This is a genomic window from Roseovarius sp. (genome assembly GCF_030373445.1).
In the GTDB taxonomy this organism is placed as follows: Bacteria; Pseudomonadota; Alphaproteobacteria; order Rhodobacterales; family Rhodobacteraceae; genus Roseovarius.
The window spans coordinates 232486-248796 of the sequence record NZ_JAUCYU010000007.1 but is presented as its reverse complement, the minus strand read 5'-3'; the positions used below and the strand labels follow the sequence as shown (position 1 = coordinate 248796).

The 16311-nt window shown below is 66.6% G+C and carries 16 protein-coding genes; 8 read left to right on the top strand and 8 right to left on the bottom strand.

The features are described from left to right. Positions 1 to 366 precede the first annotated feature (366 nt). On the bottom strand, positions 367 to 1218 hold the full coding sequence (locus QUV18_RS14700; RefSeq protein ID WP_300894757.1) for a hypothetical protein: 852 nt from the start codon (positions 1216 to 1218) through the stop codon (positions 367 to 369). Between the two features lie 370 nt (positions 1219 to 1588). On the opposite strand from QUV18_RS14700, the gene QUV18_RS14695 reads away from it, so the two are divergent. Next, positions 1589 to 2116: a hypothetical protein gene (locus QUV18_RS14695; RefSeq protein WP_300894756.1), complete on the top strand. Its 528-nt coding sequence runs from the start codon at positions 1589 to 1591 to the stop codon at positions 2114 to 2116. A gap of 65 nt (positions 2117 to 2181) precedes the next feature. On the opposite strand, the gene QUV18_RS14690 is transcribed toward QUV18_RS14695, so the two are convergent. The 3 genes from QUV18_RS14690 to hpt are packed head-to-tail and all read right to left on the bottom strand — an operon-like array spanning position 2182 to position 3614. Continuing rightward, positions 2182 to 2847: a glutathione S-transferase family protein gene (locus tag QUV18_RS14690; protein WP_300894755.1), complete on the bottom strand. Its 666-nt coding sequence runs from the start codon at positions 2845 to 2847 to the stop codon at positions 2182 to 2184. 48 nt (positions 2848 to 2895) lie between these two features. Then, a complete protein-coding gene (locus tag QUV18_RS14685) occupies positions 2896 to 3078 on the bottom strand; it encodes a hypothetical protein (RefSeq protein ID WP_300894754.1) in 183 nt (60 codons plus the stop codon). Beyond that, positions 3075 to 3614 carry a hypoxanthine phosphoribosyltransferase gene (hpt, locus tag QUV18_RS14680; RefSeq protein WP_300894753.1) on the bottom strand — a complete coding sequence of 180 codons (540 nt, stop codon included), beginning with the start codon at positions 3612 to 3614 and terminating at the stop codon, positions 3075 to 3077. The genes QUV18_RS14685 and hpt overlap by 4 nt, the downstream gene beginning before the upstream one ends. A gap of 76 nt (positions 3615 to 3690) precedes the next feature. Between hpt and QUV18_RS14675 the strand changes: the two genes are divergently transcribed. Both QUV18_RS14675 and QUV18_RS14670 read left to right on the top strand, forming a co-directional pair. Next, on the top strand, positions 3691 to 4143 hold the full coding sequence (locus tag QUV18_RS14675; protein ID WP_300894752.1) for a type II toxin-antitoxin system RatA family toxin: 453 nt from the start codon (positions 3691 to 3693) through the stop codon (positions 4141 to 4143). Then, positions 4136 to 5428 (top strand): MmgE/PrpD family protein, encoded by a 1293-nt coding sequence (locus QUV18_RS14670; RefSeq protein ID WP_300894751.1) that lies wholly within the window; start codon positions 4136 to 4138, stop codon positions 5426 to 5428. The genes QUV18_RS14675 and QUV18_RS14670 overlap by 8 nt, the downstream gene beginning before the upstream one ends. Before the next feature lie 3 nt (positions 5429 to 5431). On the opposite strand, the gene QUV18_RS14665 is transcribed toward QUV18_RS14670, so the two are convergent. Genes QUV18_RS14665 through QUV18_RS14655 form a run of 3 tightly spaced genes read right to left on the bottom strand, consistent with a single transcriptional unit; the run spans position 5432 to position 7517 of the window. Then, the gene (locus QUV18_RS14665; RefSeq protein WP_300894750.1) at positions 5432 to 5899 is read right to left on the bottom strand and encodes a CinA family protein; all 468 of its coding nucleotides are present in this window, start codon (positions 5897 to 5899) and stop codon (positions 5432 to 5434) included. After that, positions 5896 to 6390, bottom strand: a complete 495-nt coding sequence (locus QUV18_RS14660; protein WP_300894749.1) for a phosphatidylglycerophosphatase A — start codon at positions 6388 to 6390, stop codon at positions 5896 to 5898. The genes QUV18_RS14665 and QUV18_RS14660 overlap by 4 nt, the downstream gene beginning before the upstream one ends. After that, positions 6387 to 7517 carry a bifunctional 2-C-methyl-D-erythritol 4-phosphate cytidylyltransferase/2-C-methyl-D-erythritol 2,4-cyclodiphosphate synthase gene (locus tag QUV18_RS14655; protein WP_300894748.1) on the bottom strand — a complete coding sequence of 377 codons (1131 nt, stop codon included), beginning with the start codon at positions 7515 to 7517 and terminating at the stop codon, positions 6387 to 6389. The genes QUV18_RS14660 and QUV18_RS14655 overlap by 4 nt, the downstream gene beginning before the upstream one ends. A 250-nt stretch (positions 7518 to 7767) precedes the next feature. Between QUV18_RS14655 and dusB the strand changes: the two genes are divergently transcribed. The 5 genes from dusB (at position 7768) to QUV18_RS14630 (ending at position 14971) form a co-directional block, all read left to right on the top strand. Beyond that, the gene (gene dusB, locus QUV18_RS14650) at positions 7768 to 8763 is read left to right on the top strand and encodes a tRNA dihydrouridine synthase DusB (RefSeq protein WP_300894747.1); all 996 of its coding nucleotides are present in this window, start codon (positions 7768 to 7770) and stop codon (positions 8761 to 8763) included. Next, positions 8760 to 9836 carry an ATP-binding protein gene (locus tag QUV18_RS14645; RefSeq protein WP_300894746.1) on the top strand — a complete coding sequence of 359 codons (1077 nt, stop codon included), beginning with the start codon at positions 8760 to 8762 and terminating at the stop codon, positions 9834 to 9836. The genes dusB and QUV18_RS14645 overlap by 4 nt, the downstream gene beginning before the upstream one ends. Beyond that, positions 9836 to 11197: a response regulator gene (locus QUV18_RS14640; protein WP_300894745.1), complete on the top strand. Its 1362-nt coding sequence runs from the start codon at positions 9836 to 9838 to the stop codon at positions 11195 to 11197. The genes QUV18_RS14645 and QUV18_RS14640 overlap by 1 nt, the downstream gene beginning before the upstream one ends. A 110-nt stretch (positions 11198 to 11307) precedes the next feature. Then, entirely contained in the window at positions 11308 to 13566 is a 2259-nt protein-coding gene (locus tag QUV18_RS14635; protein WP_300894744.1) for a PAS domain-containing sensor histidine kinase, read from the top strand. A gap of 7 nt (positions 13567 to 13573) precedes the next feature. Beyond that, positions 13574 to 14971, top strand: a complete 1398-nt coding sequence (locus tag QUV18_RS14630; RefSeq protein ID WP_300894743.1) for a sigma-54 dependent transcriptional regulator — start codon at positions 13574 to 13576, stop codon at positions 14969 to 14971. Between the two features lie 36 nt (positions 14972 to 15007). Here the strand turns inward: QUV18_RS14630 and QUV18_RS14625 are convergent, their stop codons facing one another. Continuing rightward, positions 15008 to 16117, bottom strand: a complete 1110-nt coding sequence (locus QUV18_RS14625) for a Hint domain-containing protein (RefSeq protein ID WP_300894742.1) — start codon at positions 16115 to 16117, stop codon at positions 15008 to 15010. Positions 16118 to 16311: the final 194 nt, after the last annotated feature.

Here is a 16311-nt window from a genome sequence, read left to right as displayed (position 1 = left end):
ATTGCAGCTCAAAACGCAACCGCCTGAGTGTCCGGTGAAATGGGGGCAAGATCATCCAGCGGACTCGTTTCCTCAACGGCTCTCTTCCAGAAACGATCTTTCGGAAGGTCCGCATATGGGTTCGCGCGACGGTCGGTCATGGAAGGGCAACTTTCGGTAAAGAGCATGAAATCACCTGAGTATGGCACGATTCGGAGGAGTGCTTGCAACGGTAAAGTCGGTTCGCATCGGCGCGGCAGGCGGCTTTTCCCGGTCTTGCCCGATACATGGCCAACGCGATTACCCTATGCCACCCGCGCTTGAGTGAGCGGGAACGCGGACTTAGACGGCCGAGTTTTTGTTGGGGCGTGCGCGCTCGCAATTCTGTTAGTCCGCGCTATTACCGGATGGACTGAGGCTCAAGTTAAATCCCTGCCGAGCAGTTTCGGCATCTCGATGCCAGCAGAACATCACTTGATGTCGAGCGCCGAAAACATCAGAGTAAATTACCCAGCCTCTGACGAAAATGATCGCTTTGCCAGAAGAGACCAAATTAAAGAAATTTGGTGGCACGGGATCGTCGGATTGTACTTTGCAGATTCCAGTGCCGCGAGATCCTATTTCGCCAGTACTGCTTCCTTGCTGTTTGCGAACTTCTGTAAGTTCACTGACAATATCTTCGAACAGAATGTTTGGTTTGCCGATTGCTATCGCACACCCGACCTGAAGCTCATGGTGAACATTCCGAGCCGGGCTTTGGCCCGTGTTTTCATAAGTCATGTGGGCCACGACACGGCCAGTCGTAGACAGTTTGTCGTCAATGGAGATACTCTTAACCGAGAGATATGCCCTTACTTGCTTTTCACCAATGTCGCGGGCCACATCGGCCGTGCGCTTAGTTTCCGCCCAAGTGGCGCGGAGCCATACTAAGCCGAAGACGGCCGCCGCGGATGCAAAGAGAGAGGTGAAGAACATGAACTTGGACCAAAGCGCAATTCTTTTTTGGGCTTGCAAGCCTTCGGCTTCGTTGGTGCGATTTTGGCGAGCCCGTGCTTCGTTTATCGCGCACTGAATCCGATTCAGGTCCGGAAGCCGACTGCAGAATGCCAAAATCGCGTCATCGGAATTATTTTCTTTGCTATCGACGCGATAATGTTCGGATACGCGGTATGCGGCGTTTAGGTTTGTGATCGAAACCGCCGCCCAAAACAAAAGACCTAAGAATACAACAATTACCAATCCAGATGTGGTGTCTATTACTAAGCGGCGCTGAAGCATATCAAATCTAACGCCGCGCTGATCCGTGATCAGAACCAGTAGCGCACGGCGTCCACCTCTTTTCCTTCGATTCTAATAGCTGACAGACTTTCAACAAGCTATGCGGGTGTCACGCCATTTCTTTAGGAGTTTCGGTGCCGTATTGCCCACCTGGCTTTCCCACCGAGTCACCGGTGGCGCCGGACGGTGCCATGACCTTTGCGGAGCAAGGCGACCCAGGGCCCGCCGGCAACCTGTCGCCGCTTTCCGAAACCGGCATGGAACAACCTCCACCCCCCTCTCGTTGACACTCCCGAAGACGCACTCTGCAACCCAAAGGAGGATATCCCCCATGACTTTCCGCAAGAGTATCGCCGCCACCACCGCCGCCCTGGCCCTGATCGCTGCCGCGCCCCTGTCGGCCGAGCAGACGGAGACCGAGGTCGAGATGGAAACGCAGGCCGAAGGGTCGGCCAGTGTCGGTGAAGAGCTGGGGCAGACCGCCAAGGAAGCCGGTGACTTCATGAAGAACACCGTGAAGCTTGGCGTCGACGCCGCGTCGGCCACGGCCGAAGCCGGCTATGACGCCGCCAGCGACGCGGGCGCACAGCTCGACGCCGCCCTGACGCAGGACGCGAAGGTGCGCACCAGCGATGGCGAGCTTGTCGGCACCGTCAACAAGGCCGACCTGGCCGATGACATGGTGCTTGTCGATCTCGACACGCAGATGGAAACCTCCGTCGACGGTTCGACCGAACACGTGGCCGTCAGCAAGAACAACATGTCCGTGGGCAATGACGGGCTTGTCGTCAACATGAGCGAGCAGTCGCTCATCGCGGCGATCAACGCCCAGGCCGCGGCCACCGCGACGGACGGCTGACGCCGTTTCGAATGGCAATGCCGGAAGCGGCCGCCCCCCCGGGCGGCCGTTTTCCTTGTGCGAGGTCATCCCTTTGCCGGCCCGTCCTCGAACACCGCGAGCTGCGCGGCGAAGGCGCGGCGATAGGCGGGCCGCGCCTGACCCCGCGCGATATAGGCGGCGAGGGCGGGATAGGCGTCCAGTATGCCGGCCCCCTCCAGCCGCCGCAGCACCAGCACCATCATCAGGTCGCCGACGCTGAAGGCGCCGTCGAGCCACGAGCCCTCGCCCAGCCGGGCGGCCAACTGGTCGAGCCGGGCCCGCACGCGCCCCTCCAGCACCTCGCGCAGCTCGCCATACCAGGGCCGGTCGCCGACGATGTAGCGCGATTGCTCCAGCTCGACGATCGGCGGTTCGACCGTGTTGAGCGCGGCGAAGAGCCAGGTGACGGCCCGGCTGCGCGCGCCCGGGTCATCGGGCAGCAGGCCCGGGTGGCGGCCGGCGAGGTGGAGGAGAATCGCCCCGGTCTCGAACAGCGCCAGGTCGCCTTCCTCGTAGGTGGGGATCTGCCCGAACGGGTGCAGCGCCATGTGCGCGGGCGCCTTCATCTCGGAAAAGGACACGAGGCGCACGTCATAGGGCTGGCCGAGCTCCTCGAAGGCCCATCGCAGCCGCATGTCGCGGGCGAGCCCCGCGCCCCGGTCGGGCGAGGCGGCGAAGGCGGTGATCGTGGGTATGGTCTCTGCCGTCATTCGGGGGCCTCCTCCTGTCGCCGGTGCGGGCCGCGCCCCGTCAACGCGTCAGGGCCGCCAGCCGCGCCGGCCGGCCGGGTCCAGCGTCATCCAGTCGGGCCAGCCGATGAAGTATTCTATCGCGAAAACCGCAAGGCAGACCACGACGATCCCAAGCACCAGCATGACCCGCTTCTCGCTTGGCGGGCGGTGGGCCCATTTGGCCATGCGGAACAGCCAGCGGGGGTTCATCCGGTGAACCGGACCTTGCCGATATAGGGCAGGTTGCGGTTCCGCTGGGCATAGTCGATGCCGTAGCCCACGACGAACTCGTCGGGGATCTCGAAGCCGATCCAGTCGGCGGTGATTTCCGCCTCGCGGCGCGAGGGCTTGTCGAGCAGCGCGATGGTCCGCAGCTTGCGCGGCTTGCGGCTCCTCAAAAGCGACAGCACGGCAGACAGCGTGTGGCCGGTGTCGACGATATCCTCGACCACCAGCACGTCACGCCCTTCAATGTCGCCCCGCAAGTCCTTGAGAATACGCACTTCCCGGCTCGATTCGGTGGCGTTGCCATAAGACGATGTCTCGATGAAATCGACCTCGACATTCATGTCGAGCTCGCGCGCGAGATCGGCGATGAACACGAAGGAGCCGCGCAACAGGCCAACCACCACCAGCTTCTCGGAGGTGGCGAACTCGGCCTTGATCTCGCCGGCGAGTTGTTCGATCCGGGCGGCGATTTCCTTGGCCGAGATCATGCGGTCGATGACATATGGCCGCTCTGTCATGGTATCCCCTTGATTTTCCGGTCGCAGTCTACGAAACAGCGGCCCACTGTCACGCGAAAACGGGGCCAGCCAGCTTATGCCATCCCATTCCGAGACCCGGTCGATGCCGTACACCGCCCAGCAGATGTACGACCTCGTGGCGGATGTCGAGTCCTACCCCGAGTTCCTGCCCTGGACGGCCGCCGCCCGCATCCGCAAGGTCACGCCGCGCGACGATGGCGCCCGGGTGATGGAGGCCGATCTCGTGATCAGCTTCAAGGTCTTCCGCGAGAAGTTCGGCAGCAAGGTGACGCTGTGGGACGAGAAGAAGCTGATCGAGACGGAATACCTCGACGGGCCGTTCAAACACATGAAATCCAACTGGAAATTCGAAGAGGCCGAGGGTGGCTGCAAGGTGCATTTCGACGTGGATTTCGAACTGCGCAACCGGCTGTTGCAATCGGCCTCGGAGCTGTTCTTCTACGAGGCGATGAAACGCATCGTGAAGGCGTTCGAGACGCGGGCGGAGGAGCTTTACGGGCATGGCTGATCTGGCAGGGCGTTTCGCCGATTTCGCCCTGAACGGGCAACCGGACGACGGGGCGCTCCAGGTGATGCGCCTGTCGCTGCTCGACTGGGCGGCGGTGGGGATCGCCGGGCGGGACGAGCCGGTGTCGGTGCTGCTGCGAGACCAGGCCGAGGCCGAGGGCGGCGCCGAGGAGGCCGCGATCTTCGGCAGCGCCACCCGCGTGCCGGGGCGGATGGCCGCGCTGGTCAACGGCACCGTCAGCCACGCGCTCGACTATGACGACACGCATTTCGCCCATATCGGCCATCCTTCCGTGGCCGTGGTGCCCGCCGCGCTGGCCGCGGCGCAGATCGCCGGGGCGGGCGGCATGGCGTTCCAGCAGGCCGCGCTGATCGGGGCCGAGGCCTCGGTGCGCATCGGTGTCTGGCTGGGCCGCGACCATTACCAGGCGGGCTTTCACCAGACCGGCACGGCAGGCGCCTTCGGCGCGGCGGTGGCGGCGGGCCGGCTCCTGGGGCTCGACGCGGGGCAGATGCGGATGGCGCTGGGGCTGGTCTCGACCCGCGCCTCCGGCCTGAAGTCGCAATTCGGCACGATGGGCAAGCCGATGAATGCCGGCATCGCCGCGCAGAACGGGCTGGAAGCGGCGCTTCTGGCGCGGCGGGGGTTCATCAGCAACCCCGACGCCATTGACGGGCCGCAGGGCTTCGGCCCCACCCATCACGGCATGGCCGATGCGGCGGGGCTCGAGGAGCTGGGCACCGCGTGGCTCTTCCCCGGCGTGCATCACAAGTTCCACGCCTGCTGTCACGGGCTGCATGCCGCGCTCGAGGCGATCGGCACACTCCCCGACACGCCCGACCCGATCGAGGCGATCACCGTGCACACACATCCGCGCTGGCTGAGCGTGTGCAATATCGAGGCGCCGGAAACCGGGCTCGAGGCAAAGTTCAGCTATCGCGTGGCGCTGTCGATGGCGCTCTGCGGGCAGGATACCGCGCGGCTCGACAGTTTCAGCGCCGAGACCTGCGCCAATTCCGAGGTCGAGGAGATGCGCCGCCGGATCGGGGTGGAGGCGGACGAGAGCCTGAGCGAGATGCAGGCGCGGGTGATCGTGACGCTGGCCGATGGCAACGTGCGGGAGCTTTACCACGATCTCGACGCCGACCCGGGGCTGAGCGTGCGCCGGCAGAAGGTGCAGGACAAGGCCGCGCGGCTGATCGGCGGCGAAAAGGCCGAGGCGATCCGCGACGTGATCGACCGGGCGGCCTCGCCGGAGGAATTCGCGGCGCTGATCGCGGGCTGAGCCTTACGACAGCGCCGTGTCGAGCAGGGCCAGCGCGTGGTCGCGGGCGAGGGTGCGGACCTTGTCACGCCCCTGCGCGCCGAATTCCTGCGTTTCCGTGCGGGTGGGCTGGCCCGCCATCGCCACGCCGAAACAGACGCGCCCCTCGGGCTTGTGCTCCGACCCGCCGGGGCCGGCGATGCCGGTGATCGAGACGGCAAGCTGCGCATAGGAGTTCTTCAATGCGCCGTCCGCCATTTCCCGGGCGATCTCCTCCGAGACCGCGCCGAACTCGGACAGGGTGCGGGGCGAGATGTCGAGAAGCTCGATTTTCGCCTCGTTCGAATAGGTTACAAGCCCCCGTTCAACCACGTCGGACGATCCGGGAATGTCGGTCAGCGCGGCCGCCACCATCCCGCCGGTGCAGCTTTCGGCGGTGACGATCTTCACGCCCTTCGCCCGGGCCTTTTCCAGCAATGCGCTCACATTCATGCCATCACCCCGTGCGATATCGCGGCCAGGATCACCACGCCGATGGCGGCGAAAACCCCGGCGATCACGTCGTCGAGCATGACCCCCGTGGCGTCGCCCTTCTGGTCGGCCCAGCCGATGGGGCCGGGTTTCCAGATGTCGAACAGGCGGAACAGCAGGAAGGCCGCGATCCAGCCGGGCCAGAGCGCGGTCAGGTCCGCCCCCACATGCGCGGCGCCGATCGAGACGGGCAGGAAGGCGATCCACTGGCCCACCAGCTCGTCGACGACGATCTCCGAGGGGTCGTGATCGGCGCTGCCGCGGGTTTCTTCGCGCGTGGCCCAGAAGCCCAGGACATAGAAGGCGATGATCCCGACGATCAGAAGCCACGGCCCGGCCAGAAGGTGAAGCCCCCAGGCCAGCGGCAGCGCCACCAGCGAGCCCCAGGTGCCCGAGGCGGGGCGCATATGGCCCACGTAACAGACGGTGGCGATCAGGTGGCTCAGCCTCATTTCGGCACCAGCGTCACCGCCGCCTGCGCGGCGATGCCTTCCTCGCGGCCGGTGAAGCCCAACCGCTCCGAGGTGGTGGCCTTGACCGAGATCCGGTCGGGCGCCACGCCGGTTATCGCGGCCAGCGCCGCCTGCATGGCGGGCGCGTGCGGCGTGACCTTGGGCCGTTCGCAGACAAGGGTGACGTCCATATTGTTGATCCTGTAGCCTTTTTCCCCGGCAAGCGTGACGGCGTGAGACAGGAAGACATGGCTTTCCGCCCCTTTCCATTGCGGGTCGGAGGGCGGGAAATGCCGGCCGATATCCCCCTCCGCCAGCGCGCCGTAGATTGCGTCGGTCAGCGCGTGCATCCCCACATCGGCATCGGAATGCCCCTGAAGGCCCCGGCCGTGGGGCACCGCGACGCCGCAAAGCATCACGTGCTCCCCCGCGCCGAAGCGGTGCACGTCGAAGCCGGTGCCGATCCGTATGTCCATGTCTCGCACTATCCGTTCTGCCCGGGCGAAATCGCCCGCGTTGGTGATCTTGAGGTTGCTCTCGTCCCCCTCGACGATCTCTACCGCGATACCGGCGGCGCGCGCCACCTCGACATCGTCGGCGGCATCGCCGGGATGCGCCCGGTGGGCGGCGAGGATGGTGTCGAAGGCAAAGCCCTGCGGGGTCTGCGCGCGGTAGAGGCCGGTGCGGTCCTGCGTGCCGGTCACGTTGCCCCCGGCGCCCTGCCAGAGCGCGTCGGTCACGGCCAGCGCCGGGGCGGCGGCCAGCGCGCCGCCCTCCAGTGCCGAGAGCACGCGGGCGATCAGGACGGGGCGGACACAACAGCGCGCGGCGTCGTGGATCAGGACGGTGTCGATCCCGATTTCCGCCAGAGATTCCAATCCGTTGCGCACCGAAGCTGACCTTGTGTCGCCACCCGCCACGACGCTCAGGCCCGCCCGCGGCGCGATCCGGTCCAATTCGTCGGGATGCAGCACCACGACCACGTGGCCAACATCCGGCACCGCCTCGAACGCCGCCAGCGTCCAGTCGATCACGCGCTTCTGCCCGAGGCCCTGCCATTGCTTCGGCAGGTCCCCCCCGGCGCGGGTGCCGCGACCGGCGGCGACGATGATGGCGGCGGTTGTCATGTGCCCTGATAGCGTGCGGGTGGCGGCGGTTGCAACAGACCCCGTGGCGTGCCGGGTGCAGTCGTCCGGCCCGGGCCCGCGCGCAGGATCGCAGGGCGGCTCAGCCGGAAGGGGAGTTTACGCTGGGTTATCCCGGAATTATGCCTATTTATTGTGCAATACGATTTGGTGATCGGCTTTTATGCCCTTGAAATATTGTCCCTCCCGCAAGCCGACCGTAAATAGAGGGGACTGCACAAGGATTAAGCACGTGACCATCCGTCTGTCTGACAAGGCGCTGTCCCCCAAGGTGTTCCTCGCCCCCATGGCCGGGATCACCGACCTGCCATACCGCAAGCTGGTGGCGCGATTCGGCGCGGGCCTCGTGGTGAGCGAGATGGTCGCCAGCCAGGAGATGGTACAGGCCAAGCCCGGCGTGCGCGAGAAGGCCGAGCTGGGGCTGGGCCAGGCCGACACGGCGGTGCAGTTGGCGGGGCGCGAGGCGCACTGGATGGCCGAGGCCGCGAAACAGGTCGAGGGCAACGGCGCGCAGATCATCGACATCAACATGGGCTGCCCGGCGAAGAAGGTGACCTCGGCCAGCGGCACGGGCGCCAGCGGCTCGGCGCTGATGAAGGATCTCGACCACGCGCTGTCGCTAATCGAGGCGGTGGTCGGCGCCGTTTCGGTGCCGGTGACGCTGAAAACCCGGCTGGGCTGGGATGACAATATGCTCAACGCGCCGGAGCTTGCGAAACGGGCCGAGGCCGCGGGCGTGCAGATGATCACCATCCACGGCAGGACGCGCTGCCAGTTCTACAAGGGCCGCGCCGACTGGGCCGCGATCCGGGCCGTCAAGGAGGCGGTCCGCGTGCCGGTCATCGCCAATGGCGACATCATGGGCACCGGGGACGCGGAAGAAGCGCTGCGCCTGTCGGGCGCCGATGGCGTGATGATCGGGCGCGGGGCGCAGGGGCGCCCGTGGCTGCTGGCACAGGTCGCGCACGAGCTGGGCACCGGCCCGGCGCCGAAGATTCCAGACGGAAAAGAACGCGAAGACATGGTCGCAACCCAATACGAAGACATGCTGAATTTCTACGGAACAGAGCTTGGCACCCGCGTCGCGCGCAAGCACCTGGGCTGGTACATGGATGGCGCCGGCACCGGGCCCGAGCTGCGCAAGCGGGTGCTGACCAGCCGCGATGCCGGCGAGGTGCTGCGCCTTATCCCCGATGCGCTGGCCGACGGCGAAAGGATCGCCGCATGAGCCCCTCCGACGACGCCATCTGGACCTCGCTGCCGGTGCCCGCGCTGGTGCTCGACCCGAATGACCGGATCGCCAGGATCAACCCGGCGGCCGAGGGCTTCCTGATGAGCTCGGCCCGCGCCGTCACCGGCCAGCCGGTCTGGGACAAGCTGGCGGTCGACGCGCCGCTCGAGGAGGCGCTGGAACGCGCCCGCCGCGACGGCTCGCCGCTTTTCGTCAACGATGTCGACGTGGGCACCGGCGACCGCGCGCCGCTGCAATGCAACCTCCAGATCGCGCCGCTTTCGGGCGAGGCGGGGCACATGGTGCTGCTGATTTCCCCGCGCGAGCTGGCCGGCCGGGTGAGCCAGGGCCAGTCGGTCAAGTCCGCCGCCCGCTCGGCCATCGGCATGGCGGAAATGCTGGCGCACGAGATCAAGAACCCGCTGGCGGGGATCACCGGCGCGGCCCAGCTTCTGTCGATGAACCTCAGCAAGGACGACCTCGAACTCACCGACCTGATCGTCAGCGAAAGCCGCCGCATCGTGGCGCTGCTGGAACAGGTCGAGCAGTTCGGCAACGTCTCGGCCCCCAAGCTTCAGGCGGTCAACATCCACGACGTGCTCGACCGGGCGCGCCGCTCGGCCATCGTGGGCTTTGCCGCCGACATGACCGTGATCGAGGATTACGACCCCTCGCTGCCCCTCGCGCTTGGCGATCCGGACCAGCTTCTGCAGGTGATCCTGAACCTGATCAAGAACGCGTCCGAGGCCGCGGGCAAGTCGGGCGGCACGATCCGGCTGCATTCCTATTACGAACAGTCGCTGCGGGTCCGCCGCGGCGAGGGGGCGGGCAAGACGCTGCCCCTGCAGGTGGAAATCATAGATGACGGCCCGGGCCTGCCGCCCGAGATCGCGGCGGAGGTGTTCGAACCCTTCGTGTCGGGCCGGGAGAACGGCACCGGGCTGGGGCTCGCGCTGGCGGCCAAGATCATTTCGGACCATGACGGCTGGATTTCCGTCTCGTCCGTACCCGGGCGGACGGTGTTCCGCATATCGCTGCCGCTGGCGCCCAAGGAGATGGAGGAAGACTGATGGATGGTACTGTACTGGTTGCCGATGACGACCGCACGATCCGAACCGTTCTGACGCAGGCGCTGACACGCGCCGGATGCAAGGTGCACGCGACAAGCTCGCTGACCACGCTGATGCGCTGGGTGGGCGAGGGCAAGGGCGACGCGGTGATCACCGACGTGATGATGCCCGACGGGAACGGGCTGGAAATGCTGCCCAAGATCTCGCAGGACCGGCCCGGCCTGCCGGTGATCGTGATCTCGGCGCAGAACACGATCATGACGGCGATCCAGGCGGAAGAGGCGGATGCCTACGACTACCTGCCCAAGCCCTTCGACCTGCCGGACCTGATGAAGCGCACGGCGCGCGCGCTCGATTCACGGACCCGCGCCGCCCAGCAGGCCGAGGTCGAGGACAAGCCCGACGAATTGCCGCTCATAGGCCGCACGGCGGCGATGCAGGGGCTCTACCGGGTGGTCGCCCGTCTGATGAATACCGACCTGCCGGTGCTGATCACCGGCGAGTCGGGCACCGGCAAGTCGCTCATCGCCCGGGCGATCCACGACTTCTCCGACCGGCGCACGCTGCCATTCGTGACAGTGACGCCCGCCGACCTCGCCGACCTGGAAGGCCCGTCGAAGGTGATGGCGCGGGCCAAGGGGGGCACGGTGGTGCTGGACGAGGTGGGCGACCTCGATACCGCCGCGCAGGCCCGCGTGGTGCGGATGATGGATGCGCCGGGCGATCACGTGCCGCGCTTCATGGCCACCTCGCTGGGGCGGCTGGCCGACCGGCTGGAGGCGGGCGAGCTGCGCGAGGATCTCTACTATCGCCTCTCGGGCGCCGTGGTCGAGGTGCCGGCGCTGCGCTCGCGGGTCGATGACATCCCGCTGCTGATCGAGCATTTCATGGCCCGCGCCGAGCGCGACGGCCAGCCCGCCCGCCACCTGTCGGACGACGCGATGGAGCTGATGCGCGCCTATAGCTGGCCCGGCAACGTCCGCCAGCTGGAAAACATGGTGCAGCGAATCGGGCTGACCGCCCGCGGCGTCGAGATCACCCGCGGGGAGGTCGAGGCAGTGATCGGCAATCAACCGGAGGCAGCGCCGGTCGTCGGCACCGGCGGCGGTGAAAGCCTGTCGGATTCCGTCGCGCGCCACCTGCGCCGCTATTTCGACCTGCACGGCACCCAGCTTCCGCCGCCGGGCCTTTACGCCCGTATCCTGAAGGAACTGGAGCTTCCGCTGATCGAGATCGCGCTGGACGCCACCAGCGGCAACCAGGCGAAATGTGCCGACCTGCTCGGCATCAACCGCAATACTTTGCGCAAGAAGATTACCGACCTTGATATTCGCGTGACACGCCGCCGCAAGTTGATGTAAAACTGCAACATCTGGTGTGGCCGATTGGGGCCACTGGGCTGACGGCGCCCGGATAAGCCCCAGATATTGGGGGGCGCCGCAGCATCGAAACAACCTGATGGGGGAGGTCCGTGGCGACCCGGACACGCAGATTCTCGTGGGACACGGTCAGCCGCCTTCGGCGCCTGCGCCGCGTGCAGACTGCCGCGACCTTCGGCCTCGTGGTCCTGGGGCCGGTCCTGGCACTGGTGACCTACCTGGTGATGGGCCCGCTCGACCAGGGCGCCTCGTCCAACATCCTGCGCATCGTGCTGCTGAGCGACCTGGTCTACGTGATCATGATCGCGGCGCTGGTGATGCAGCAGCTCATGCAGATGATCGCCGCGCGGCGCCGGCGCTCGGCCGGCTCGCGCCTGCACCTGCGGCTGACCGGCGTCTTCGCCATCATGGCGCTGGCGCCGACGATCACCGTGGCGGTCTTTGCCACGCTCTCGGTCAACATGGGGTTGGAGGCGTGGTTCTCCGACCGGGTGGGCCGGGTGGTCGACAACTCGGTCGCCGCCGCCCAGGCCTACGAGGACGAGCACCGCCGCGACCTCGTCACCGACGCCCAGGCGCTGGCCTCGGTCATCAACGCCACCAAGCGCGCGGCGGTCTTCATCGACGACGGCCAGATCCGGCAGGTCCTGTCGCGCGGCCAGCGGGAGATCCAGCGCGGCCTGCGCGAGGCCTTCGTGATCGACGGCACGGGCGAGATCCGGGCGCGCGGCGAACGCTCCTACCTGTTCGACTACGAACAGCCCAGCCGCGAACAGATTGCCGAGGCCGACGCCACCGGCGTGCTGGTGATCCAGGACTGGGACAACAACGAGTTCCGCGCGCTGATGCCGCTCGAGGAAATCCCCGACCGCTATCTCTATGTCAGCCGCAATGTCGACGGCGCCATCCTCAACCTGCTGGACGACACCAAGGAAACCGCCCGCTTCTACGAACAGCGCGAAAGCGAGCGGGGGCGGGTGCTGTTCGAGTTCGGGCTGCTCTACCTCGGCTTTGCCGTGATCCTGATCCTTGCCGCGATCTGGCTGGGCATGTGGTTCGCCGAGCGCCTGTCGCGCCCCGTGGGCCGGCTGACCAGCGCCGCGCAGCGGGTGGGCGAGGGCGATCTCGACATTCGCGTGCGTGAGGAGGGCGGCGGCGACGAGATTGCCATGCTGTCGACCTATTTCAACCAGATGACCCGCCAGCTGAAGGGCCAGCGCGAGCGGCTGCTGGCCAACACCCAGCAGATCGAACGCCGCCGGCGGCTCTTCGACTCGGTGCTGGGCTCGGTGTCGTCCGGCGTGGTGGGGCTCGATGCCAAGGGGCGCGTCGCCTTCGTCAACCGCGCCGCCGAGCGGCTGCTCGACTGGCACGACGACCAGCAATCGCTGGAGCTGAGCTATGCCGTGCCCGAGTTCGGCGCGCTTTTCGAACGCCTCAAGGGCAGCGCCTCGGGCTTCGTGCAGGAAGAGATCAAGGTCAGCCGGGGCGGGCGGATGGAAAACCTGCTGGTACGCATGTCGACGCGGCGCACCGAGCAGGGCAAGCGCGAGGGCTACGTGGTGGCCTTCGACGACGTCACCGACCTTGTCGCCGCCCAACGGATGGCGGCCTGGGGCGACGTGGCCCGCCGCATCGCGCACGAGATCAAGAACCCGCTGACGCCCATCAAGCTGTCGGCGGAACGGATCAACCGCAAGTTCGGCAAGGTGCTGACCGATGACCAGAAGGACAGCCTCGAACAGCTGACCGGCGTGGTGATCCGGCAGACCGACGATCTGCGCCGCATCGTCGACGAGTTCTCGAAATTCGCCCGCATGCCCGAACCGCAGACACGGCAGGAAGACCTGATGAGCCTTCTGCGCGAGGCGGTGCTGCTGCAGGAGGCGGGCCAGCCCGACGTGCGGTTCGAGACCGACATGCCCGAGGGCGCGGTCTGGGCCGATCTGGATGCTACGATGATCAGCCAGGCCCTGACCAACCTGATCAAGAATGCCGGCGAAGCAATTGAAAGCCTTCAGGAAAAAGGCGCGCCAGACGGGCACAGGCCAACCATCCGCATCAGCGGCGAGATGACCGGCGAGGAGGCGGTGATCCGCATCGCCGACAACGGCATCGGCCTGCCGGAGGACCGCTCGCGCCTGTTCGAGCCTTACGTCACCACGCGCGAGAAGGGCACCGGCCTCGGGCTGCCCATCGTCAAGAAGATCATCGAGGAACATGGCGGCATCCTGTCGCTGGAAGACGCCCCGGCGTTCGAGGAGGGCGCCCATGCCGGGGCGATGGCGGTCATCCGGCTGCCGGTCATTGCCACGGCACAGGCCACCGAACAGAACAGACAAGCGGTATGAGGTTCAAATGAGCGATATTCTGATCGTTGACGACGAAAGAGACATCCGGGAACTGATCTCCGATATCCTCGAGGACGAGGGCTTCACCACCCGCCTCGCCGGCAATTCCGACGAGGCGATGGCCTCGATCGGGCAGGAGCCGCCGGCGCTGCTGATCCTCGATATCTGGCTGAAAGACAGCAACATGGACGGGATCGACATCCTCAAGACCGTCAAGCGCGACTATCCGGACGTGCCCGTCGTCATCATCTCCGGTCACGGGAATATCGAGATCGCCGTCGCCGCCATCAAGCAGGGCGCCTACGACTTCATCGAGAAACCGTTCAACATCGACCAGCTTCTGGTCGTCATCCGCCGCGGCATGGAAACCAGCCGCCTGCGCCGCGAGAACATCGCGCTCAAGCGCCGCGGGGCCGAACCCTCGGAGATGCTCGGCCAAAGCCCCGCCTTCCGCACGCTGGTCAGCCAGCTCGACAAGGTGACCAAGTCGAACGGGCGGGTGATGCTGACCGGGCCCGCGGGCTCGGGCAAGGAGCTGGCCGCGCGCTACATCCACGCCCATTCCAACCGCGCCGACGGGCCGTTCGTCTCGGTCAGCTGCGCCTCGATTGAGCCCGAGCGGATGGAAGAGGTGCTGTTCGGCCGCGAAAGCGACGAACGCGGCGTCGAGCCGGGCCTGCTGGAAGAGGCCAATGGCGGCGTCATCTATTTCGACGAGGTGGCCGACATGCCGCTCGGCACCCAGTCGAAGATCCTCCGCGTGCTGGTCGACCAGACCTTCCTGCGCGTCGGCGGCTCGGACAAGGTGCAGGTCGACCTGCGCGTCATCTCCTCGACCTCCCGCAACCTCGAGGCCCAGATCGAGGCCGACCGCTTCCGCCGCGAGCTGTATCACCGGCTGAACGTGGTGCCGATCTCGGTGCCCAGCCTCGAGGAACGGCGCGAGGACGTGCCCGACCTCGCCAGCCACTTCATCGAGGTGCTGAACCGCGAGCAGGGCCTGCCCCTGCGCAAGATCAGCGGCGAGGCGAGCGCGCTTCTGCAAACGATGAGCTGGCCCGGCAATGTCCGCCAGCTGCGCAACGTGATCGAGCGGGTGCTGATCCTCGGCGACAGCACCGGCGAGATCGGCGCCAAGGAACTGCCCGGCGAATCCCAGGGCCCGGTCGACGAGGGGCGCGTGGTGCTGTCGGGCACCGTGGCCACCATGCCGCTCCGCGAGGCGCGCGAGGCGTTCGAGCGGGAATACCTGCTGACGCAGATCAACCGCTTCGGCGGCAATATCAGCCGCACCGCCGAATTCGTCGGCATGGAACGCAGCGCCCTGCACCGCAAGCTGAAGAGCCTTGGCGTCGTGACCGGCAACAAGGGCGTGAAACACTCCGAGGAGCAGGAAGCGGGGTAGGGGCCCGCCGCCGGCCAGCCCCCTCCGCCCGCACCGCTAGACCAGGATCAGCGGCTTGCGGTTCTTCACGTGCCGCGCGACCAGCCGGTCGATGGTGGCCCCCTTCGCCCGGATCGGCCGGGCCGGCCCGCGCCCGGCGCCGCGCAGCAGGGCCCAGGCTGTCCGGCCCCGGCCCGACAGCGACAGGACCGAGCGTTCGGCGCGCAACAGCGTCTCGCATGGCAAACCCTCGGCATAGACGATCTCGTGACGGTGGCAGAGCAGGTGATAGTACTGCACCGGCCCCTCCGTGTTCACCTGCGCCACGCCGGGCAGGCCGGTCAGCTTGATCGCCGGCACCAGCACCTCGGCCGTGCCGAACATCCGCGCGGCGATCTTCGAGCGCAGCCAGATCCGGTGCTGGGGCGAGACATACAGATCCCGCGCCGGCCGTCCGGGCCCGAGCGCGCCCCGGCCGATCCGCACCGGCCGCTGCCGCGGGTCGGCTGCCAGCGCCTCGGGCGCAAGGGTGCGCGCACTGGTCCACAGGATGGCCTGCGCCCCCCGGTCCATGGTGGCGACCCGGTCGTTGGGCCGCAGGGTCTCGACGGCGCGCGCGCCCTCGGGCGTGTCGATCAGCGTGCCGGCACAGAAACAGACCACGGTCTGCACGTTGTTCTGCTCGACATCGATCATCACGTCGTCGCCCGCCGGGTCGTAATCGAGGTCACCGGTCGTCAGCGACGTGATCCCCGCCACGTCGCCGAGGCTGTCATCCAGCAGGGCGAAATAGCGCGTCTCGCCGCCGCCGGTGGGCGAGGCCACGATGAAGACGATATCGCTGTCATCGCCGTTGCCCGCGATCGTGCCGGTGCTGCCGTCCGAGAGTGTGTAGGTGACATTGCCGCCCGAGCTTCCCGTCGGCGTGACAAGCTCGATGCTGTACTCGACCCCGTCGATGGTCAGCACGCCGTTGTCGATATCGTGGGTTTCGTTCAGCTCCTCGATATGGGTGGAGCTGTTGCCGGTCTCGTCATCGGTATAGGTGGCGTCGTCGACCACGCCGTGGATCGTGCCGCCGCCGGCGCCGCCGGTCGTGAAGGTCGTATGCCCGGTGATGCCGGAGATCTCGATCAGGTCGGGGATCGGTGTGTTGTTCGCGCCCATGCGTGGCCCTTCGGATGGTTCGGTGTCGGAACCGAAGCCATACCGGGGCAGGTGGCCCTGTCCGGGCGGGGATCGTGGCAAACCGGGGGAGAATGGCGACAATTCGACGGGGTTCGGGGGCAGGGTGGCCGTTGCGCCCCTCACCACATCTGGCGTGCCCCCGCACCGCACGCCACATCAACCAAGGCGCGGGC

What these genes read in the sequence shown, in the direction of transcription:
- QUV18_RS14695 (WP_300894756.1), top strand. Translation starts at nt 1,589, where the DNA reads ATGACTTTCCGCAAGAGTATCGCCGCCACCACCGCCGCCCTGGCCCTG.
- QUV18_RS14690 (WP_300894755.1), bottom strand. Translation starts at nt 2,847, where the DNA reads ATGACGGCAGAGACCATACCCACGATCACCGCCTTCGCCGCCTCGCCC.
- QUV18_RS14685 (WP_300894754.1), bottom strand. Translation starts at nt 3,078, where the DNA reads ATGAACCCCCGCTGGCTGTTCCGCATGGCCAAATGGGCCCACCGCCCG.
- hpt (WP_300894753.1), bottom strand. Translation starts at nt 3,614, where the DNA reads ATGACAGAGCGGCCATATGTCATCGACCGCATGATCTCGGCCAAGGAA.
- QUV18_RS14675 (WP_300894752.1), top strand. Translation starts at nt 3,691, where the DNA reads ATGCCATCCCATTCCGAGACCCGGTCGATGCCGTACACCGCCCAGCAG.
- QUV18_RS14670 (WP_300894751.1), top strand. Translation starts at nt 4,136, where the DNA reads ATGGCTGATCTGGCAGGGCGTTTCGCCGATTTCGCCCTGAACGGGCAA.
- QUV18_RS14665 (WP_300894750.1), bottom strand. Translation starts at nt 5,899, where the DNA reads ATGAATGTGAGCGCATTGCTGGAAAAGGCCCGGGCGAAGGGCGTGAAG.
- QUV18_RS14660 (WP_300894749.1), bottom strand. Translation starts at nt 6,390, where the DNA reads ATGAGGCTGAGCCACCTGATCGCCACCGTCTGTTACGTGGGCCATATG.
- QUV18_RS14655 (WP_300894748.1), bottom strand. Translation starts at nt 7,517, where the DNA reads ATGACAACCGCCGCCATCATCGTCGCCGCCGGTCGCGGCACCCGCGCC.
- QUV18_RS14645 (WP_300894746.1), top strand. Translation starts at nt 8,760, where the DNA reads ATGAGCCCCTCCGACGACGCCATCTGGACCTCGCTGCCGGTGCCCGCG.
- QUV18_RS14640 (WP_300894745.1), top strand. Translation starts at nt 9,836, where the DNA reads ATGGATGGTACTGTACTGGTTGCCGATGACGACCGCACGATCCGAACC.
- QUV18_RS14630 (WP_300894743.1), top strand. Translation starts at nt 13,574, where the DNA reads ATGAGCGATATTCTGATCGTTGACGACGAAAGAGACATCCGGGAACTG.
- QUV18_RS14625 (WP_300894742.1), bottom strand. Translation starts at nt 16,117, where the DNA reads ATGGGCGCGAACAACACACCGATCCCCGACCTGATCGAGATCTCCGGC.